Genomic DNA, 19,802 nt, shown 5'->3' with positions numbered 1-19,802 from the left:
GCGCGTACCCGTCCCCTCTGCCCATAAAACCAGGCGAGAGCGGAGAATTCGGTCAGTTCGCCGGGAGCATGGCCCAGACGACCTTGCCGGCGCCGACCGGCGTGCTGCCCCACCGCTGGGTCAGCTCGCGCACCAGCATCAGCCCGCGGCCCCCCTCGGACCGCAGGTCGCGGCCGGTCGCGGCGCGCGCGTCGGCCGGGCTGCCGTCCATCACGGCCACCCGCAGGTACGGCCGGCGCAGCGTCAGCGTGACCTGCATGGGCGTGCCGGCGTGCCGGACCACGTTGCCGACCAGCTCGCTGAGCACCAGCGAGGCCGGGCCGACCAGCTCCGGCACGTTCCACCTGCCGCACGCCTCGGTGACCAGCTCCCGGGCCCGGCGGCAGGCCCCCGCCACCGGCTCCAACCGGGCCCGCAGCCGCGGCGCGGCCTCGGCGCCGGCCAGCGCGGTGGCCTCGGCGCAGTCCTGGCGCACCGGCACCACCCGGCAGGCGGTGGTCTCGTTCAGCCAGGCCGCCGCCTCCCGCGGCGGCGCGGAGAGCACCAGCGGCACCGCCGGCCAGTCGTCGGCCCGCCGGCAGGCCGCGGCGAAGACGGAGAGCGCCAGCGGCTCGACGACGTGGACGTCCTCCAGGTCGACCACGAGCGCGTCCGGCTGCGCGGAAAGGCACCGGTCCAGCACCTCGTGCACCGCGCGCGTGGTTCCCAGGTCGAGCGCACCGGCCAGCCGTACGACAGTGACCGGGGACTCGTCGCGGACCTCGCACCTGATCCGGGTCGACATCGGGCCCCTCGTTTCCAACTCGTCGGGAGGACTACCGACGTACCCGGACCCCGGAGGCCCGAAACCGGGCGCCCGGCACGTCACGTCGCCGCCGCGCGGCGAGGCGTGCCCGCAGGTCAGCGGCGGCGTTCGCGGCGGCCGGCGAAGAGTCCGAGGGCCAGCATGGCGGCGCCCAGCAGCAGGTGCAGCCAGGTGCCGGCCGGGTTGACCGCCAGCACGTTCGCGTCGCTGCGCCGGTCGACGGCCAGGCCGTGGAGCCAGAGGACCAGGTAGACCGCGCCGCCGCCGAGCAGGAACGCGCGGGCGCCGGCGACGGTGCGGGCGAGCGTCAGCCCGACCGCGCCGAGGACCAGGTGGACGAGGTTGTGCAGCGCCGAGACCTGGAACAGCCCGAGCAGCCGGGCGCCGGATCCGGGCCCGGCGAACCGCAGGTCGGCGTACGAACTGGTGATGCCGGGCACGAAGCCCAGCACGCCGAGCAGCAGCAGGAGCACGGCGAACGCCGAGGCGACCCGGCGTACCGGCGCGCGGCCGTCGGCCGGGTTGCGCCGCGCCCGGGAGTGCGCCATCGAGTTCGTCACGCCGACCTCCTCGCCGCCGCCGGTTTCCCCGGGCCGCCTGCCGCAAACCGGCGAGCGGAGCGGCAGCGCGCCGTGCCGGCGGGCCGAGTGGCTGCCGAACGAGCGGTCGAGTCGATCCGGACGGGCCAGGGCGACGGCCGGGCCCGGACGAGCGCCGGCCCGACCGCGCGGAGCGGCCGGGCCGGTGGACGTGCTGCCGAACTCAGGCGAGCTGCAACGGCTTCGCGGCGCCCTGGCGGACCCGGTCGTACAGCTCGACGTAGCGCTGCGCCATCCGGGCCGGGGTGAACCGTTCGGCCGCCACCCGCCGGCACTCGTCCTCCGCCAGCGTGCCGGCGGCGAGCACCAGCTCGCCCAGCTCCTCCTCGTCGGTGGTGAGCAGGCCGGTGCGGCCGTGCTCGATCAGCTCCGGCAGGCAGCCCCGGGCGGTCGCGACCACCGGCGTGCCGAGCGACAGCGACTCCACCACCGCGGTGCCGCCCGGCTCCTCCCAGCGCAGCGGGAACAGCGAGGCGCGCGCCGAGGCGACCAGGTCGTCGCGCTCCTGCCCGGCCACCGTGCCCACCCAGCGCACCAGGTCACCGTCGACGTACGGGGCGACGTGGTCGTGGAAGAACCGCACGTCCGGGTTCTGCCGGGCCTCGTCGCCGGCCGCGGCCAGGTCCTCCGGCCGGTGGTACGGGCCGACCGGGCCGGCCAGCACCAGCGGGAAGCCGACCTCCCGGGCCAGCCGGGCGCCCAGGTCCTGCCCCTTGCCCGGGTTGATCCGGCCGAGGATCACCACGTGCTCGCCCTTCGCCACCGCCGGGCGGCGGTCCGCGTCGACCGCGAGCGGGGTGGACAGGTGCACGTGGCCGACCGAGTGGTCCCGGAGCGCGCGCGGCGCCCGGGCCAGCTGCGAGGCGGACACCCCGTTGACCCGGACCCGGTCGCCGCCGTCCAGGTTGCCGTACAGCTCCGGGTGCTTGGCCAGGTCCCAGTGCAGCGTGTGCAGCACCGGCGGCGCGTCCGGCCCCATCGCGGCCAGGGTGGCCAGGCCGACCGCCTCCACGTGGTCGTGCACCAGGTCGATGTCGTCCCGGCGGTGCAGCTCCCGCACCACGCCGGCCAGGTGCGCCTGCGACACGCCGCAGACCTGGTTGTACGGCCGCTGCAACGCGTGGAACTGCCCGTCCGGGTAGACCGCGATCCGCTCGTCGACCGGCAGCGTGCTGGTCTCCACCGAGGCCAGCACCACCCGTACGCCGAGCCGGCGCAGCTCCGGCACCAGCGTCGCGATCACGTTCTCGATCCCGCCGTAGCCCGGCGGCGGCACGGACAGCCACGGACCCGCGTTCATCAGCACGGTGAGCGTCATGCGCCGCCCTCTCTCTCACTTGTCGTCGTCACGCGGGAACCCGCCGGCGGGGGACGCGGTGGCGCAGCTCGGCCAGGGGCGGCCGTTCCTCGACCGAGACGTCGTTGACCACGATCTCCCGGTCCAGATTGGGCAGCGCCTCCGAGCCGCCGCGGCGGAACTGGGTCAGCAGCGGCGTCGGCACCGTCCCCGGCGCGGCCCAGCCCCGCCGTTGCAGCCGGGACCAGGCGGTCAGCATGATCTGCGCCGACATCCGGCCCAGCGCGGCGGTGTCCTGGTGCCGGTGCTTGCGCTCGCCCAGGTCGACCTGGGCCAGCGCGTCCAGCCCGACCAGGTCCAGCAGGTCGATGAGCATCGCCGTCTCGACGCCGTACCCGGTGACGAACGGCACCCGCTCCAGCACCTCCCGGCGGCCGGCGTACTCGCCGGCCAGCGGCTGCACGAAGCCGGCCAGCTCCGGCCAGAACAGGTTGAGCAGCGGCCGGGCCATCAGCTCCGTCACCCGCCCGCCGCCGTCGGGCTCCACGCTCGTGGCGCCGACCAGCGGGCGGTGGTAGAAGCCCTTGACGAACTCCACCCCCGGGTCGGTGAGCAGCGGCCCGAGCAGGCCGGTGACGAAGTGCGGCCGGAACTCGCGCAGGTCGGCGTCGATGAACGCCACCACGTCCCCCTCGGCGGCGGCCAGCCCGGCCCAGAGCGCGTCGCCCTTGCCGGCCAGCTGTGGCAGCCCACGCGTCATCGCGTCCTGCCCCACCACCTCGGCGCCGGCCGCGCGCGCCACCTGCGCGGTCCGGTCGGTGGACCGCGAGTCCACCACGATCAGCTCGTCGACCAGCGGCACCCGGTCCATCAGGTGCTCGCGGATGGTCGACACGATCGCGCCGACCGTGGCCTCCTCGTTCCGGGCCGGCAGCACCACGCTGACCCGGCTGGCTCCCTTGGCACGCAGCAGCCGCCCCGCCGGCCAGTCGTCGGCCGTGCTGGTGCGGTACGTGGCCCACGCCTCCACCACCGGTGAGACGGTCGAATCTGATTCCCGCACGGGCACCCCCCATTAGTGGCGGAATCGCGGACTCTTGTTTCCCAGTGGCGAGCCCGCGCTAACCGGATAATGCTCAACTACTTGATCACTAGGTGCGTACCGGTCGGTTCCCGGCGGATGAACGTCACGTTGCGGGCCCCGCCGGTTTGCCGCGGAGCCGGCCGGGGGAGTGCTTGGCGCAGCTTGTCAGTCACGGTGAGAGGGCGGTCGGATGCGGGTGGGACTGGTCGGGGCCGGCGGGGTGGCGCAACGCCACGCCCGCGTGCTCACGGGCTTCGAGGACGTGGAACTGCTCGGCGTGACGGACGTGGCGCCCGAGGCGGCGGAGGCGCTCGCCGGCACGTACGGCGGGCGGGTCTTCCCGGACGTGGCCGAGCTGCTCGCCGCCGGCCCGGACGCGGTGTACGTGTGCGTGCCGCCGTTCGCGCACGGCCCGGCCGAGGAGGCGGTGATCGCCGCCGGCGTGCCGATGTTCGTGGAGAAGCCGGTGGCGGTCGACCTGGAGACGGCGGAGCGGGTCGCCGGCCTGGTGGAGCGGGCCGGGCTGCGCACCGGCGTCGGGCACCACTGGCGCTACCTGCACGTGGTGGAGGAGGCGCGGCGGCTGCTCGCCGACCGGCCGGTGCGGATGGTCAACGGCGCCTGGCTGGACAAGGTGCCGCCGGTGGCCTGGTGGGCGCGGCGGGACCGCTCCGGCGGCCCGGTGGTGGAGCAGGCCGCGCACGTGCTCGACCTGGTCCGGCTGCTGGTCGGCGAGGTCACCGAGGTGACCGCGTACGGCGACGGCTCTCCGCCGCCGGTCGAGGGCGCCGACATCGACTCGGTGACCGCCGCCACGCTGCGGTTCGCCTCCGGGGCGGTCGGCACGCTCGCCGCGGCCTGCGTGCTCACCTGGAAGCACCGTGCCGGCCTGGAGATCCTCGCCGACGGGCTGGCGCTGTCGCTGGCCGAGGACGGCCTGACGATCCGCGACGCCGACGGCGAGCGGCACCTGCCCGCCGACCCGGACGCCGCCCGGGTCGCTGTCGACCGGGCCTTCGTCGACGCGGTGCGCGGCGTCGGCGACGACGTCCGGGTCCCGTACGCCGAGGCGCTGCGCACCCAGCGGCTCGCGCTCGCGGTGGCCGAGTCGGCGCGGACCGGCCGGCCGGTGGCGCTGCCGACCGGCCCGGCGGCCCGGCTGACCGCCGCGGTGGCGGACGCGGGGGTGACAGTCGATGCGTGACCGGGTGGTGGTGGTCAGCGGACCCGGCCGGGTCGAGCTGGTCGAACGGGACGCGGCCGAGCTGCGCGACGGCATGTTCCGGGTGGAGACGCTCTACAGCGGGGTCTCCGCCGGCACCGAGCTGAGCTTCGTCAAGGGCACCAACCCCTACCTGCACGTCACCTGGGACGCCGGCCTCGGGCTGTTCCGGCCGGGTTCGGCGAGCACGCCGTACCCGGTCGAGCGCCTCGGCTACATGCAGGTCGGCCGGGTGGTGGAGAGCCGCACCTCGGCGATCGCGGTGGGCACGGTCGGCGCGATGACGTACGGGCACCGCAGCGGCTGGGTCGCCGATCCGGTCGCCGAGCGGTTCGTGCCGCTGCCCGACGACCTCGATCCGCTGCTCGGCGTCTACGTCGCGCACATGGGTCCGATCTGCGCCAACGGGCTGCTGCACGCCGCGGCGGACCTGTGCGGCACCGACGTGCGTACTCTCGGCGACGGCGTCCGGGGACGGCGGGTGGCGGTGGTCGGCAGCGGCGTGGTCGCGCTGCTCACCGCCCTGTTCGCCCGCCGGCACGGCGCCGCCTCGGTGGTCGTGGTGGACCCGACCCCGGCCCGCCGCCAGGTGGCCGAGTCGCTCGGCCTGGAGACGCTCGACCCGGAGGCGGACGACCCGGCCGTGGTGCTCAAGACCCGCTGGAACCACGCCGCCGGCGACCGGGGCGCGGACGTGGTCTTCCAGTGCCGGGGCCAGGACTGGGCGTTGCAGCTCGCGCTGCGCCTGCTGCGACCGCAGGGCACCGCGATCGACCTGGCCTTCTACCAGGGCGGCGCGGACGCGGTCCGGCTCGGCGAGGAGTTCCACCACAACGGGCTGTCGCTGCGCTGCGCGCAGATCGGGCGGGTGCCGCGCGGGCTCGCCCCGACCTGGGACCGGGAGCGGCTCTCCGCCGAGACGGTGGAGCTGCTGCGCCAGTACGGCGACCAGATCCGCAAGCACCTGGTCTCCGCGGTGGCGCCGCTGGACGAGGCGCCGACCCTGCTCACCGACCTGGCGGAGCGCCGCCGCTCGGAGCTTCAGGTGGTCCTGACCGGCTGACCCCGCCGCGGCGACCGGCCGGCCCGGTGCGGGGCCCGGATACGGTTCGGTCATGACCGCCGAAGCCGGCCCGACGCCAGGGCTCGCCGCTCTGCTGCCCTACCTGCGCGCCCACCGCGGCACCCTGCTCGCGGTGGGCGCGCTGTCGCTCACCGGGTCCGCCGCCGCGCTCGCCCAGCCGCTGCTCACCCGCACCGTGCTGGACCGGATCACCGCCGACCGCCCGGCCGCCACGCTGGTGGTCGCGCTGGTCGCCCTGGTGGTGGCCGGGGCGCTGCTCGGCGGGCTCCGCGACTTTCTGCTGCAACGCACCGCCGAAGGGCTCGTCCTGGGTGTCCGCCGGCGACTGGCCGGGCACCTGCTGCGGCTGCCGATCGTGGAGTACGACCGGCGGCGCACCGGTGACCTGCTGTCCCGGGTGGGCGCCGACACCACGCTGCTGCGGGCGGTGGTCACGTCCGGTCTGTTCGAGACCGTCACCGGGGCGGTGATGGTCCTCGGCGCCGGCACCGCGATGCTGCTGCTGGACCCGCTGCTGTTCGGGGTGACGCTGGCCGCGGTCGCGGTCGGTGTGGTCTTCGCGGTCACCGTCGCCCGCCGGGTGCGCGGGCTGGCCCGGCGTGCGCAGGAACGCGTCGGCGAGATGACCTCGGCGGTCGAGCGGGCGATCTCCGCGGCGCGGACCATCCGGGCCAGCCGCGCCGAGGGCCGGGAGACCGGCACGGTGGTGGCGAGCGCGACCGCGGCGTACCGGGCCGGGTTGGGGGTGGCCCGGGCCGAGGCGGTGGTGGGCCCGGTCAGCACGGTCACCGTGCAGGGCGCGTTCCTGTTGGTGCTGGCCGTGGGCGGGGCCCGGGTGGCGGCGGGCGCGATCAGCGTCGGCGACCTGGTCGCCTTCGTGATGTTCCTGTTCTTCCTGGTGCTGCCGCTGGGCCAGGCGGTGCACGCGTACACCCAGTTGCAGAGCGGCCTGGGCGCGCTGGCCCGGATCGAGGAGATCCTCGCCGTGCCGGACGAGGGGGGCGACGACCGGCCCGCCGTGGCGGTCCCGCCCGCCGCCGGCGTGCCGGCGCGGGTCGAGTTCGACCGGGTCGGCTTCGGCTACCCGGGCGGCCCGCCGGTGCTGCGCGAGGTGAGCTTCACCGTGCCGGCCGGCACCCGGACCGCCCTGGTCGGTCCGTCCGGCGCCGGCAAGTCCACGCTGCTGGCGCTGGTCGAGCGCTTCTACGAGGTGGGCGAGGGCGCGGTGCGCCTGGACGGCGTGGACGTGCGGGAGCTGCCCCGCGACGCGCTGCGCGCCCGGCTCGGCTACGTCGAGCAGGAGGCGCCGGTGCTCGCCGGCACGCTGCGCGACAACCTGCTCATCACCGCGCCCGACGCCACCGACGACCGGCTGCGCGCGGTGCTCGACGAGGTCAACCTGGGGCACCTGGCCGACCGGACCGCCGACGGGCTGGACGTGCAGGTGGGGGAGGGCGGCGTGCTGCTCTCCGGCGGGGAACGGCAGCGGCTGGCCATCGCCCGGGCGCTGCTGGCCGGGCCGCCGGTGCTGCTGCTCGACGAGCCGACCAGCAACCTCGACGCGCGCAACGAGGCGGCGTTGCGCCGGGCGATCGACGCGGTGGCGGTGCGCCGTACCCTGGTCATCGTGGCGCACCGCCTCTCCACCGTGGTGGACGCCGACCAGATCGTGGTGCTCGACGGCGGCCGGGTGGTGGCGGTCGGCACCCACGACGAGTTGACCACCACCAGCCCGCTCTACCGCGAGCTGGCCACGCACCAACTTCTGGTGGCCTGATCCGCCCGGGTCGGGGGTCACAATCGGCTGCGGTTCGCGTACCGTTGCGGCTCATGGGTGTGTCGCAACGGATGAAGACCAGGTTCCGCCGGTTCCTCCAGCGCCCGGGGACGACGGTCGACCTGGCTCCGCTGGAGAAGCTGCTGCCGGCGATCGAGGCCCGGGAGGCCGAGCTGGAGCAGCTCTCCGACGCCGAGCTGACCGAGGCCGCCGGCCGGGCCGAGAAGTACGAGGAGATCTGCGCCGTCGGGCGGGAGGCGGCCCGTCGCGGGCTCGACCAGCGCCCCTACGACGTGCAGCTGCTCGGCGCCATGGCGCTGCTCTCCGGCAAGGTCGCGGAGATGGCCACCGGTGAGGGCAAGACGCTCACCGCGACCGTCGCCGCCTACGGGCACGTGCGGCTGGGCAACGGCCCGGTGCACGTGCTCACCGTCAACGACTACCTGGCCCGCCGCGACGCGGAGTGGATGGAGCCGGTCTACACCCTGCTCGGGCTCACCGTCGGGTGGGTCAACGAGGCCTCCACGCCGGAGGAGCGGCGCGCCGCGTACGGCTGCGACGTCACCTACGTCGCGGTCAGCGAGGCCGGCTTCGACTACCTGCGCGACCAGCTCGCCACCGACCTGGCCGACCGGGTGCAGCCACCGCTGCGGACCGCGATCGTGGACGAGGCCGACTCGATCCTCATCGACGAGGCGCGGGTGCCGATGGTGCTCGCCGGCGCCGTGCCGGGCGAGCAGGATCCGGTGCACGCCGCCGCCGCGCTGGTGCGTGGCCTGCGCAAGGGCAAGCACTACACCGTCGCCGAGGACGGCCGCAGCGTCGCCTTCACCTCGGTCGGCCTGGCCACCGTCGAGGCCAAGCTGGGTGGCATCGACCTCTACGACGCCGAGCACGTCGGGCAGCTCTCCGCGGTGAACGTGGCGCTGCACGCGCACGCCCTGCTGCACCGCGACGTCGACTACATCGTCCGGGACGACTCGGTCGAGCTGATCGACGAGATGCGCGGCCGGGTCGCCCAGCGCCGCCGCTGGCCGGACGGGCTCCAGGCCGCGGTCGAGGCGAAGGAGGGGCTGGACGCCACCGCCGAGGGCGAGGTGCTGGGCACCGTCACCGTCCAGGCCTTCATCGCGCTCTACCCGACGGTCTGCGGGATGACCGCGACCGCGGTGCTCGTCGGCGATCAGCTCCGCGAGTTCTTCGGCCTCGAGGTGGCGGTGATCCCGCCGAACACCCCGTGCGTACGGGAGGACGAGCCGGACCGCATCTACGCGACCCGCGCCGAGAAGGAGGAGGCGCTGGTCGACGAGATCAGCCGCTGCCACGAGGCGGGGCGTCCGGTGCTGGTGGGCACGCTCGACGTCAAGGAGTCCGAGGCGCTGGCCGCCGCGCTGGGCGCCGCCGGGGTGCCGAGCGTGGTGCTCAACGCCAAGAACGACGACGAGGAGGCGGGGATCATCGCCGAGGCCGGCGCGTACGGCGCGGTGACGGTCTCCACCCAGATGGCCGGTCGGGGCGTGGACATCCGGCTCGGCGGCAGTGACCAGTCCGACCGGGAGCGGGTGGCCGAGCTGGGTGGTCTCTACGTGATCGGCAGCGGCCGGCACGACAGCCGCCGGGTCGACGACCAGCTGCGGGGCCGGGCCGGTCGGCAGGGCGACCCGGGCGGGTCGGTCTTCTTCGTCAGCCTGGAGGACGACCTGGTCGTCCGGCACGCCGGCGACACGGTTCCGGCCTCGCCCCGGATGAACGCCGACGGCCTGGTCACCGACGCGCAGGTCGACTACGCGGTGGAGCACGCCCAGCGGGTCGCCGAGGGCGTCAACCACGAGATCCACCGCAACACATGGCGCTACAGCCACGTGATCGAGCAGCAGCGCAAGGCCCTGGCGGAGCGGCGGGAGCGGCTGCTGACCACGGACATCGCCGCGCTCATGCTGATGGAGCGGGTGCCGGAGAAGGCCACCGAGATGGACGAGGACCTGCTCGCCGACGTGGCCCGCAAGATCGCTCTCTATCACCTGGACCGGCTCTGGGCCGAGCACCTGGCCGAGCTGTCCGAGGTGCGCGAGGGCGTGCACCTGCGGGCCCTCGGGCGCCTCGACCCGTTGGACGAGTTCCACCGCAGCGCGGTGCCGGCGTTCAACGCGCTGATGCCCGAGATCGAGACGCGGACCATCGCCACGTTCGAGGAGACGGAGTTCGACGAGGGCTGGGAGCCGGACGCGTCGAAGCTGGTGCGGCCGACGGCCACCTGGACCTACCTCGTGCACGACAACCCGTTCGGCTCGGAGCTGGACCGGCTGATCGCGTCGGTGGGCCGGCGGCTGATCTCCGGGTCCCGCTGACCCGCGTCGCGGCGGCCCCTCCGGCCGGTACGGCCGGAGGGGCCCCTTTTGCGCGGTTTCGACGCCGGTCCGGCCGGGTAGTAGGCCGAGGCTCGGCCAGAGAGAGGACGGACATGGGACAGGCAACGGCGCCGGACGGGGACACCGCGTGGACGGACGCGGGGGCGGTGGAGGCCTCGTCGCGGTGAACCTCGACGCCTGCCAGCCGATGACCGACGACCTGGGCGTGCTGGAGACGGCCGCGCTGCTGCGCGAGCTGACCGCCGGCCTGATCGCCGTGGCCGACTTCGACGAGGCGCTGGACCGCCTGGTCCGCATCGCCCGCGATGCGGTGCCCGGCGTCGACTGCTGCGGGTTCACCGCGCTGCGCGCCGGTGAGCCGGCCGGGGTGGCCGCGTCCGACCCGCAGCGGGCCGAGCTGGACGACCTGCGGCACGGCCCGGACACGCCGGCCCTGACGGCCATCCGCCGCCGCGAGATGATCATCGCGGGCGGGTTGGCGGACGAGACCCGCTGGCCGGTGTGGAGCGCGCGTGCCCGTGCGCTGGGCGTGCACGGGGTGATCTCCGCGCCGGTGGACGTGGACGAGCAGGTCATCGGCGCGATCAACCTCTATGCGCAGTCGCCGGAGGCGCTCACGCCGAGCCACCAGCTCACCGCGATGCTGTTGGCCGAGCACGCCGGGCTGCTGCTCGCCGCGGTTCGTGACCGGGAGCGGTCGAGCGCCCGCGCCGACCAGCTCGACAGCGCGCTGCTCGCCGAGGGCGTGGTGGGTCAGGCGGTCGGGGTGATCATGACGCAGCGGGGTTGCCCGGCGCCGGAGGCCCTGGGCGTGCTGCGCAGCGCCGCCGCCTCGTTGGACATTCCGTTGCGCGAGGTGGCCGAGCGGCTCGTGCTCACCGTGTCCCGGCCTCGGGACAACTGACCGACAGTCGTTTCGCGTCGCGGGGCGTCGGGTAGCACCCTGGACTGGTGATCTGCGCCGACGTGGGGAGAACGCGATGGAGAGCCGACTTCGGGTGCAGGGGCACCCCATTCAACCGATGCTGGTGACGTTCCCGTTCGGGCTCTTCGTCAGCGCCGCCGTCTTCGACCTGGCCGACGTCGCCGGCGGCCCGGCCTTCCTCGGTGAGGTGGGCTACTGGACGGCGGTCGCCGCGCTGGTCGCGGCCGGGCTCGCGACGGTCGCCGGGCTGGTCGACCTGTGGGACGTGCGGATCGGCCGGGCCAACCGGACCGCTGTCACGTTCAACCTGGTCAATGCCGTGATGGCGGCGATGTTCCTGCTCACCTGCCTGATCCGGGCGCACGCGCCGCAGCGCGGCGCGACCGGAGGCCAGCTCGCCACCGAGCTTGTCGCGCTGGCGGTGGGCGCGGTCGGCGTGGCCCTGGGCGCGCGGCTGATGCAGCAGTCCGACCGGGGTCGTGCCGCCACCGCCGAGCCGGCCGGGCTGGACGCCTTCGACGGCGTGCACGGCGCCACCGTCGAGATCGCCCGTCCGCGCCCCTTCTGACCACCGCTGAGCATCCTGGTCGCCGCGTCCCGGTGGGGGCGCCGGGCGTGTCGCGGCGGTCAGGACATGTGAGGTCGACGCGACATACCTCCTGGTCATATTTATGACCAGGAGGTATGTCGCTGTCGAGTTGACGCTTGTCCCCGGGCCGTTACGTTGGGTGACCAGACGGCACCGAGGTCGGGGGGCCGCCCGGGCACGACGGCGGGCACGCCCGCCCGCCTGCCCGGCCCGCATACCCGGACCAGCGGGCCCGCAGACTCGCGCCGGCCGGCGCGCACACACCGGCGTCCGCCGGCAACGCGCAGCCGGGCCGGACACGGAAATCGCGTTGCCGGCCGCCGCCGTCCGGCGGCAGGCTCGGCCGATGGTCACCGATCGTGGATTCGACGAACTGGTCGCCGAGGCCGAGGCCGCGCGGGTTGAGGGATGGGGGTTCTCCTGGCTGGCCGGGCGGGCCACCGAGGAGCGTCCGCCGTGGGGCTACGCGCGTCTGGTCGGGGCCCGGCTGGCGGCCGTCGACGCCGCCCTGGACATCGACACCGGCGGCGGCGAGGTGCTGGCCGAGGTGCCCGCGCCGCCACCGCTGCTGGTCGCCACCGAGGCCTGGCCGCCGAACGTGCCGGTGGCCCGGCGCAACCTGCGCGGGGTCGGCGGGCACGTGGTCCGCGTCGGCGAGCGCCCGCCGCTGCCGTTCCGCGACGCCGCGTTCGACCTGGTGGTCAGCCGGCACCCGGTGGACACCTGGTGGGACGAGGTGGCCCGGGTGCTGCGCCCCGGCGGCAGCTACCTCTCGCAGCAGATCGGGCCCGGCACGGTGCGGGAACTCAGCGAGGCGATCCTCGGGCCGCTGCCGCCACCGGAGCACCGCCACCCGGAGCGCGCGGTCGCCGCCGCCGAGGCCGCCGGGCTGACCGTGGTGGACCTGCGGACGGCCACCCTGCGTACCGTCTTCCACGACATCGGCGCGGTGGTCTGGTTCCTGCGCAAGGTCGTCTGGACCGTGCCCGGTTTCACGGTCGACGGGCACCGCGCCGCGCTGCGCCGGTTGGACGAGCGGATCCGGGCCGAGGGCCGGTTCGTGGCCCACGCCCGGCGGTTCCTCATCGAGGCGCGCCGCCGGTGACCGGGCGGTGCGCGGCGGCGTGGTGTGCGGCCAGCACGTCGGCGCCGAAGTCGCCGGCCGGGCGGCGCAGCACGGTGTGCGCGTGGTTGCCGTCGTCGGTGGTGTTGTCGTACTCGATCAGCAGGTCGTCGCCCTGCACCCGGTAGTAGTGCCGCCGGCCCGGCTCGACCGGGCCGGCCCAGGCGAAGTGCAGCTCGCCGCCGTCGAGCCGGTCAGCCTCCCGGGCGGCCAGCTCGGCCGGGAGCCGGTCGAGGTAGAGCGCGACGAGGCGGTCGAGAAGCGCGCGGCCGGTCGGCCCGAGCCGACCGCGCGCCACGCCGAGCGGGTCGAGCCGGCCGGGCGCGGTGGCCCGGGTGGCGCTGATGATGTCGGCGGGCGCCTCCGCGGCGATGATCGCGGCGGAGCGCCCGCCCGGGCCGAGCGCGTCCAGCAGCTCGCGGGCCAGGTCCTCCTCCGGGCCCAGCGGCCGGGAGACCGGCCGGCCGCCGTGCCGGACGGTGGCCGGGTTCGCGCCGAGGAAGATCGGGGCGGGGGAGACCCGGTCGTCGGCGACGGTCATGCTCACCGACAGGTGGTGGCCCTCGAACCGCCACGCCCAGCGGTCGTCGCGCGCCGGGTCGCCGAAGACCGCCACCCAGTAGTCGCCGCTGTGCCGGCCGCGCCGCCAGCCCTCCGCCCGGTCGAGCACCTCCTCCAGTGCCACCACGGCCATCGCCTGCGCGTAGGCGGCCGGGCTCAGCGCGGTGGCGAGCAGCCGGTGCGCGGCCTTGCGGGCGGTGACGTCGAGGTCGGCGAGCGCGACGCCGGGGCGGGGCCGGGGTCGGTACTCCAGCCACCGCCGGGCCGGCTCGTCGTCGAAGTCGTGCCGGGCGCGTCGGCGGGCCGGGTCGTCGAGCGCCGCCAGCAGCGCGGTGGCCGCCGTGCGCATCTGCTCGGGTACGGGATCCTCCACCGACCCTGTATACCCGCCCGCGGCCGTCAGTCGCGGTCGAGCAGCGCCAGCATCTCGGGCAGCTCGAAGAACCGGGCGGTCTCGACCGCCGACGGGCCCCCGTGGTCGGGGTCGGCGCCGGCGTCGAGCAGCGCTCGTACCGCCGTCGTGTCCTGCCGGAACACGGCCGCCGCCAGCGCGGTCTGCCCCCGGTCGTTGACCCGGGCCGGGTCGGCGCCGCGGGCGAGCAACGCGGACACGGTCTCCGGGTGGGCGTGGTAAGCGGCCAGGATCAGCAGCGTGTCGCCCTTGCCGTTGGTGAGGTTGACCGGTAGTCCGGCGTCCACGTTGGCCGCCAGTTCCTCGGTCGCGCCGGCCCGGGCCAGGTCGAACATCCGGTGGGCGAAGTCGATCGTCGCGGCGTCCAGTTCGTCGGGCATCCGCCCAGGTTAGGGCGTCCGGGCCGGCCGCGCCTGGTAGCTTGCGCAGCCGGGCACGGGAGGCGGGCATGGACGATCGGGTGTACGTGGGCAATGCGGCGGTGGACGGTGCGACCGACGCGGGCTGGTTGCTGGGTCACTTCAAGCCGGTCGGCGACGTGCGGCACAGCGCCGAGGTGGAGGTGAAGTGGGGTGTGCACCCGGCGGGGGAGGCCCGGTCGCGGTGGGCCACCGGCGAACGGCGTACCGCGCTGCTGGTGCTGATCAGCGGCGCATTCCGGGTCGAGCTGCCGGACCGCACGGTGGTGCTGCGCGCGGCCGGGGACTACGTGGTGTGGGGTCGCGGTGTGGACCACTCCTGGTACGCCGAGCGCGAGTCCACCGTGCTCACCGTCCGCTGGCCGTCGGTGCCGGGTTACCGGGTGGACCCGCCGGTCGTCCGCTGACCGCATCCCAGCATTCGGTATTACCTACTAAACCTATAGGGTTTACCGTCTAGAGTATGGGGGCACGCGCCGCTCCGCACCGTGAGGACGTCCCGCCGATGACCAGGACCGACCCGACCGATCTGCTCGCCGTCGCCGCCCACTGGGCCGACCCGACCGGCTGGCCGGTGCCGCTGAGCTTCGACCGGTCCGAACGCTGGTACGCGCGGCTGCACGCCGACGGCGAGCGCGAGGTGTGGGCGCTGAGCTGGCTGCCCGGGCAGGGCACCGACCTGCACGACCACGGCGGCTCCTCCGGCGCCTTCCTGGTCGTCGCCGGCGTCCTCACCGAGGAGACGGTCAGCGGCGGCCGGCTTCGCCCGCACCGCCTCGCCGCGGGCGCCGGCCGGCGTTTCGGCGCCCGGCACGTGCACCAGGTCACCAACCGGGGCGACCAGCCGGCGGTCAGCGTCCACGTCTACCGGCCCGCGCTGCGCCGGATGACCCGCTACCGGCTCGACGCCGGGCGGCTGCGGGTCGCCGAGGTCGCCGAGGCCGGTGTCGCGTGGTGAGCCGACCGGCCACCCCGCCCCCGGTTCCCGCCGAACGGAAGGACGCCACCATGGCGCTGCCCCCCGCCCCCGCCGAGAGCTGTCCGGTCCCGCCACCCGGCTCGCGGGGCATCGACGAGATCCTCGCCGCCGCCCGTGCCCGGCTACGTCGCCTCGACCCCGAGCAGGCGCACCTCGCCTGTCGGGCCGGCGCGCTGCTGGTCGACATCCGCCCGGCCGGCCAGCGGGCCGCGCACGGCACCGTGCCCGGCGCGCTCACCGTCGAGCGCAACGTCCTGGAATGGCGCTTCGACCCGCGCTGCGCGGCCCGGCTGCCGCAGGCGGTCGACTACGACGTGCCGGTGGTCGTCCTCTGTCAGGAGGGCTACACCTCGTCGCTGGCCGCCGCCGCACTCCGGGACATCGGCCTGCACCGGGCCACCGACGTGATCGGCGGGTTCGCCGCCTGGCGCATCGCCGGCCTGCCCACCCTCGGCCCCACCCCGCCGCCCCGACCCTCGTTCACCGCGCCCCCGGTCACCGCCGGCCGGGCGCTCCGCTGACCGTCCCGCCGCACCCGGCGGGGCGGGGCGACCGCCCGCACAGGAGGCTCCCATGTCCGTCGTCGCCCTCAACACCCGTCCGGCCCGACCGGGCCGCCCCGACCGGGCGCTGCCGCCCCGGCCGCGCACCGCGCCGACCCTGACCATCACGCTCGACCTGGGCGCCGGCCCGCTGACGCCCGGCCTGGCCCGGCTGGTCGACCTGCTGGACGAGCTCGCCGCCTCCGGCGAGGGCCTGGTCCGCGCCGACGAGCACCGGGCCGCCCGGGCCGTGCTCGACCTGCGCCGCCCCGCCGCGCCGCCGGCCGAGGCCCGGCCGGCGGCCGCGCCCGGCGCCGTGCGCCTGCTCACCGGCACCCGCCGGGTCCGGCACGGCGGCGTCGAGGTCGGCCTGACCCGCATCGAGTACGACCTGCTGCTGTTCCTCGCCGAGCACCCCCGCCGGGTGTTCACCAGGCTGCAACTGCTCGCCAACGTGTGGGGCTACGAGCACGCGGTGGCCCGGACCGTGGACGTGCACGTCCGCCGGCTGCGGGCCAAGTTCGGGCCGGACACGCCGCTGGTGACCACCGTGTACGGCGTCGGCTACCGACTCGCCGACGACGCCCCGATCGAGGTGGACCGCGACGCGTGAACCGGCCCCGGTCGACCCGCGGCGTGCCCGGTTCCCGGGCACGCCGCGTTCACGTTCGTGTCGCACCCGCCATTGTGAACCGGCCGGGGACCCCCCGTAACGCCTCGTCCGGCCGCTCTGCTGTAATCAACGGGCCTCGTACGCAGAGCGAGCACCCGGCTCCGATGCGTTCGTCAATTGTCACATTCATGCAACGCAGTGGCCCCTTGACCCTCACGCGAGCGCCGGGAAGCATCGATGAAGCGGCGTCCCGGGCCGTGGGGAGATACCCGGACCAGCCAAGGAGGACCATGTCGGTCAGCCCCGCCTCGTCGCGCGCCGGATGGCATACGTCCCAACCCGCGGTCCCCGGCCGTCCACCCGGTGGCCAGCGTCGTCCCGCCAACACCGCCACCCCGGTGCTCACGGTGACCCTGAACATCCCGCTGGCCTGCGAGGAGTCGCTCACCCCGGCCGCCCGCCGGCTCCTCGACGCCGCTCGTGAGCTGCTCGAACGCGGCGACGCGGTGATCAGCACGGGCACCGTCGCGCCGGAACGCCGCCCCGAGGTGCCGGCCGGCCGCACCCCCGCGCGCCCGCTCACCTCGACCATCCCGACCCTGCACATCCTGGCCTCGTCCCGGTCGGTGCTGCGCGACGGCGAGCCGCTGCCGCTGACCCGCCTGGAGTTCGACCTGCTGCTGCACCTGGTCGCCCACCCGCGCCGGGTGTTCACCCGGCTGCAACTGCTCAACGCGGTCTGGGGGTACGAACACGCCGGCGTCCGCACCGTCGACGTGCACGTCCGCCGGCTGCGCGGCAAGGTCGGCGTGGACGTCCCGCTGGTCACCACCGTCTACGGCGTCGGCTACCGGCTCGCCGACGACGCCCGGGTGACCATCGACCGCACCGGCTGACCGCCCGCCACCCGTCGACCGCCCGCCGGACGGAGCCCCGACCGCCCGGACGCGAGCACGAGGTGAGCCACCGCCGCCGGCCGGGCAGGATGGTCGGATGCGCGTCCGCCCGATCAGCCCCGACCGGCTCGTCGCCGAGCTGGCCGAGCGCCTCACCCACGCCGAGGCGCCCGGCCGGCTGCGGGTGGCCGTCGACGGCCCGCCGGCCGCCGAGCCGGACACCCTCGCCGCCGCCCTCGTCGACCCGCTGCGCGCCGCCGGCCGGCCGGCGCTGCACGTACGGGCCGCCGACTTCCTGCGACCCGCCTCGACCCGTCTGGAGCAGGGCCGCACCAACCCGGACGCCTACTACGAGGGCTGGCTCGACGAACCCGGACTGCGCCGCGAGGTGCTCGACCCGGCCGGCCCGGACGGCAGCGGCCGGCTGCTGCCGTCGCTCTGGGACGCCGACGCCGACCGGGCCAGCCGGGCCGCGTACCAGGATTTGCCGGCCGGCGGGGTGGTCCTGGTCAGCGGCGCGCTGCTGCTCGGCGGCACGCTCCCGTTCGACGTCACCGTCCACCTGGTGCTCTCCCCGGCGGCGCTGGAGCGGCGCACCGACCCGGAATGGCGCTGGACCCTGCCGGCCTTCGCCCGCTACGCCGACGAGGTCGACCCGGCCTCCTTCGCCGACGTGGTGGTCCGCGCCGACGACCCCCGCCGTCCGGCCCTCGTGGAACCGGCCTGACCAGGCCAGACAAACTCCCCGGAAAGTGCCAGGAAATCTCCGGTTTGGCCCGCCGGAGGCAGGGGTATTCGCCCGGCTCACAGAGCACGGGTGATCTCACCCGGGCACCCGACGTTCTCCACCGGGTCCTCCGGCGCTCGCCGCCGGAGGAGAACCCGCCACGAGGCCGCAGGAAAGGCAGGCAGCGATGCTCGTCCACGACACGACAGCCACGGGCCGCTCCCAGGCGGAGGTCGACCAGATCCGGCAGTCCCTGCGGTCCCGGTACGACGAGCTGACCGCGGAGTACGACCACGCCGTCATGCAGAGCCAGGTGCTGCGACTGGTCGAGGTCGGCGACACCGCCGGCGACGACCAGGCCGACAGCGGCACCAAGACCGCCGAGCGGGACACCGCGCAGTCCCTGCTGCGCACCATCCTGGACCGGCGGGCCCAGTTCGAGCGCGCGCTGGCCCGCCTCGACGAGGGCACCTACGGCTTCTGCGAGGGCTGCACCGCGCCGATCCCGGTGGAGCGACTGGAGATCTTCCCGTCCGCCACGTCCTGCGTGGCCTGCAAGCAGACCCGGGAGCGGCGGGCGGCCTGAACCGTCCCGCCCGCCGCGCCGGTCGGTCCTCATGGGTGAGATCAAGGTAGGCACCGCGTCCTGGACCGACCGGACCCTGCTCGACTCCGGCTGGTATCCGGCGGACGCCGACACCCCGGAGCGCCGGTTGTCCTACTACGCCCGGCGGTTCCCGCTGGTCGAGGTGGACGCCACCTACTACTCGCCGCCGGCCGAGCGCACCGCGCGGCTGTGGGCGGAGCGCACCCCGCCCGGGTTCACCTTCAACGTCAAGGCGTTCAGCCTGCTGACCGGCCACCCGACCCGGGTCTCCGCGCTCTACAAGGACCTGCGACCGCAGACGGAGAAGCGCAACGTCTACCCGGACGACCTGCCGGCGCAGGCGTACGAGGAGGTGTGGACCCGCTTCCTGTCCGCCCTCGACCCGCTGGTCTCCGCCGGCAAGCTCGGCGCGCTGCTGTTCCAGTTCCCGCCCTGGTTCACCATCAGGCGGGACAACAAGCAGTACCTGATCGAGGTGGCCCGGCGGTGCGCCCCGCTGCGCCCCGCCTTCGAGTTCCGGCACGCCTCCTGGTTCGACGGCGACAACGCCGACGAGACGCTGGGCTTCCTGCGCGAGCACGAGCTGCCGTTCGTCTGCGTGGACATGCCGCAGGGCCACAAGTCGTCCGTACCCCCGGTGCTGGCCGCCACCGCGGACCTCGCGGTGGTCCGGTTCCACGGGCACAGCGACAAGTGGACCAGCAAGGACATCCACGAGAAGTTCGGCTACGACTACTCCGACCGGGAGCTGCGCGACTGGGCGCCGAAGCTGCGCGAGCTGGCCGGTCAGGCCGAGCGGACCCACGTGCTGATGAACAACTGCTACCGCGACAACGCGCAGCGCAACGCCACCACGCTCGTCGACCTGCTGGCCCGCTGAGCGCGCCTCACCCGTTCCGGGTGAGGCCGGCTCACCCGCTCGCCGCGCAGCATGGAACCAGCGCGCGGACCCACCGGCCCGCGCGCGGCGACGAGGAGGTGGGTCATGACGGTACGGGTGGTGGCGGACCGACGCCGCGGCGGCGTCCTGCACGTGGTCGGCAACTCCGAGGCGCCGCGGGAACGCGGCGCGCGGCCCGGACGGTTCAGCCCGACCCGGCTGTGGCGGGGACCCAGCGGCCCGCCGCGCCGCGCCGACGACCGACGCTGGGAGACCGACGCCCGGGGGTGAG

General features: G+C 75.2%; 22 protein-coding genes. 16 read left to right on the top strand and 6 right to left on the bottom strand.

The annotated features are described in order from the left end of the window. Positions 1 to 52: 52 nt before the first annotated feature. The 4 genes from O7598_RS16270 to O7598_RS16255 form a co-directional block, all read right to left on the bottom strand. A complete protein-coding gene (locus O7598_RS16270) occupies positions 53 to 784 on the bottom strand; it encodes an ATP-binding protein (RefSeq protein WP_091058352.1) in 732 nt (243 codons plus the stop codon). A 116-nt stretch (positions 785 to 900) separates the two neighbouring features. Then, positions 901 to 1,353: a DUF4383 domain-containing protein gene (locus O7598_RS16265; protein WP_269694887.1), complete on the bottom strand. Its 453-nt coding sequence runs from the start codon at positions 1,351 to 1,353 to the stop codon at positions 901 to 903. A gap of 214 nt (positions 1,354 to 1,567) precedes the next feature. After that, positions 1,568 to 2,722 (bottom strand): glycosyltransferase, encoded by a 1,155-nt coding sequence (locus tag O7598_RS16260; RefSeq protein ID WP_269692181.1) that lies wholly within the window; start codon positions 2,720 to 2,722, stop codon positions 1,568 to 1,570. Between the two features lie 28 nt (positions 2,723 to 2,750). Then, the gene (locus O7598_RS16255; protein ID WP_269694886.1) at positions 2,751 to 3,731 is read right to left on the bottom strand and encodes a glucosyl-3-phosphoglycerate synthase; all 981 of its coding nucleotides are present in this window, start codon (positions 3,729 to 3,731) and stop codon (positions 2,751 to 2,753) included. 244 nt (positions 3,732 to 3,975) lie between these two features. Between O7598_RS16255 and O7598_RS16250 the strand changes: the two genes are divergently transcribed. The 7 genes from O7598_RS16250 to O7598_RS16220 all read left to right on the top strand — a co-directional run bounded on the left by O7598_RS16250 (position 3,976) and on the right by O7598_RS16220 (position 12,856). Continuing rightward, positions 3,976 to 4,989: a Gfo/Idh/MocA family protein gene (locus tag O7598_RS16250; RefSeq protein ID WP_269692180.1), complete on the top strand. Its 1,014-nt coding sequence runs from the start codon at positions 3,976 to 3,978 to the stop codon at positions 4,987 to 4,989. Then, on the top strand, positions 4,982 to 6,070 hold the full coding sequence (locus O7598_RS16245; protein ID WP_269692179.1) for a zinc-binding dehydrogenase: 1,089 nt from the start codon (positions 4,982 to 4,984) through the stop codon (positions 6,068 to 6,070). Before O7598_RS16250 ends, O7598_RS16245 begins: the two co-directional genes overlap by 8 nt. Before the next feature lie 52 nt (positions 6,071 to 6,122). After that, positions 6,123 to 7,868 (top strand): ABC transporter ATP-binding protein, encoded by a 1,746-nt coding sequence (locus O7598_RS16240; RefSeq protein ID WP_269692178.1) that lies wholly within the window; start codon positions 6,123 to 6,125, stop codon positions 7,866 to 7,868. A 53-nt stretch (positions 7,869 to 7,921) separates the two neighbouring features. Continuing rightward, the gene (gene secA2, locus O7598_RS16235) at positions 7,922 to 10,216 is read left to right on the top strand and encodes an accessory Sec system translocase SecA2 (protein WP_269692177.1); all 2,295 of its coding nucleotides are present in this window, start codon (positions 7,922 to 7,924) and stop codon (positions 10,214 to 10,216) included. 208 nt (positions 10,217 to 10,424) lie between these two features. Beyond that, positions 10,425 to 11,141 carry a GAF and ANTAR domain-containing protein gene (locus O7598_RS16230; protein WP_442929928.1) on the top strand — a complete coding sequence of 239 codons (717 nt, stop codon included), beginning with the start codon at positions 10,425 to 10,427 and terminating at the stop codon, positions 11,139 to 11,141. A gap of 76 nt (positions 11,142 to 11,217) precedes the next feature. Continuing rightward, complete coding sequence (locus O7598_RS16225; protein ID WP_269692176.1) at positions 11,218 to 11,730, top strand: DUF2231 domain-containing protein; 513 nt, start codon at positions 11,218 to 11,220, stop codon at positions 11,728 to 11,730. Between the two features lie 367 nt (positions 11,731 to 12,097). After that, entirely contained in the window at positions 12,098 to 12,856 is a 759-nt protein-coding gene (locus tag O7598_RS16220) for a methyltransferase domain-containing protein (RefSeq protein ID WP_269692175.1), read from the top strand. Here the strand turns inward: O7598_RS16220 and O7598_RS16215 are convergent. Continuing rightward, positions 12,834 to 13,808: a DUF3500 domain-containing protein gene (locus tag O7598_RS16215; protein ID WP_269692174.1), complete on the bottom strand. Its 975-nt coding sequence runs from the start codon at positions 13,806 to 13,808 to the stop codon at positions 12,834 to 12,836. The two genes, O7598_RS16220 and O7598_RS16215, sit on opposite strands and share 23 nt — an antisense overlap. 26 nt (positions 13,809 to 13,834) lie before the next feature. Beyond that, the gene (locus O7598_RS16210) at positions 13,835 to 14,227 is read right to left on the bottom strand and encodes an ankyrin repeat domain-containing protein (RefSeq protein ID WP_269692173.1); all 393 of its coding nucleotides are present in this window, start codon (positions 14,225 to 14,227) and stop codon (positions 13,835 to 13,837) included. A gap of 68 nt (positions 14,228 to 14,295) precedes the next feature. On the opposite strand from O7598_RS16210, the gene O7598_RS16205 reads away from it, so the two are divergent. From O7598_RS16205 to O7598_RS16165, 9 genes are all read left to right on the top strand, one after another. After that, positions 14,296 to 14,673: a signal peptidase I gene (locus O7598_RS16205; protein WP_269692172.1), complete on the top strand. Its 378-nt coding sequence runs from the start codon at positions 14,296 to 14,298 to the stop codon at positions 14,671 to 14,673. 98 nt (positions 14,674 to 14,771) lie between these two features. Then, a complete protein-coding gene (locus tag O7598_RS16200; protein WP_269692171.1) occupies positions 14,772 to 15,224 on the top strand; it encodes a cysteine dioxygenase in 453 nt (150 codons plus the stop codon). A 50-nt stretch (positions 15,225 to 15,274) separates the two neighbouring features. After that, the gene (locus O7598_RS16195) at positions 15,275 to 15,766 is read left to right on the top strand and encodes a rhodanese-like domain-containing protein (protein WP_269692170.1); all 492 of its coding nucleotides are present in this window, start codon (positions 15,275 to 15,277) and stop codon (positions 15,764 to 15,766) included. Positions 15,767 to 15,818: 52 nt separating this feature from the next. Beyond that, complete coding sequence (locus O7598_RS16190; protein WP_269692169.1) at positions 15,819 to 16,400, top strand: winged helix-turn-helix domain-containing protein; 582 nt, start codon at positions 15,819 to 15,821, stop codon at positions 16,398 to 16,400. Between the two features lie 290 nt (positions 16,401 to 16,690). After that, positions 16,691 to 17,296 (top strand): winged helix-turn-helix domain-containing protein, encoded by a 606-nt coding sequence (locus O7598_RS16185; RefSeq protein WP_269692168.1) that lies wholly within the window; start codon positions 16,691 to 16,693, stop codon positions 17,294 to 17,296. Positions 17,297 to 17,393: 97 nt separating this feature from the next. Beyond that, a complete protein-coding gene (locus O7598_RS16180) occupies positions 17,394 to 18,023 on the top strand; it encodes a uridine kinase (protein WP_269692167.1) in 630 nt (209 codons plus the stop codon). 187 nt (positions 18,024 to 18,210) lie between these two features. Then, entirely contained in the window at positions 18,211 to 18,609 is a 399-nt protein-coding gene (locus O7598_RS16175; protein WP_091058300.1) for a TraR/DksA family transcriptional regulator, read from the top strand. Positions 18,610 to 18,640: 31 nt separating this feature from the next. Continuing rightward, complete coding sequence (locus tag O7598_RS16170) at positions 18,641 to 19,510, top strand: DUF72 domain-containing protein (protein WP_269692166.1); 870 nt, start codon at positions 18,641 to 18,643, stop codon at positions 19,508 to 19,510. 105 nt (positions 19,511 to 19,615) lie between these two features. Further along, complete coding sequence (locus O7598_RS16165) at positions 19,616 to 19,801, top strand: hypothetical protein (RefSeq protein ID WP_091058294.1); 186 nt, start codon at positions 19,616 to 19,618, stop codon at positions 19,799 to 19,801. Position 19,802: the final 1 nt, after the last annotated feature.

This window comes from Micromonospora sp. WMMC241 (assembly GCF_027460165.1).
Lineage (GTDB): Bacteria > Actinomycetota > Actinomycetes > Mycobacteriales > Micromonosporaceae > Micromonospora > Micromonospora humi.
The sequence above is the reverse complement of the archived record's forward strand: the minus strand, read 5'-3'. Positions and strand labels throughout refer to the sequence as shown.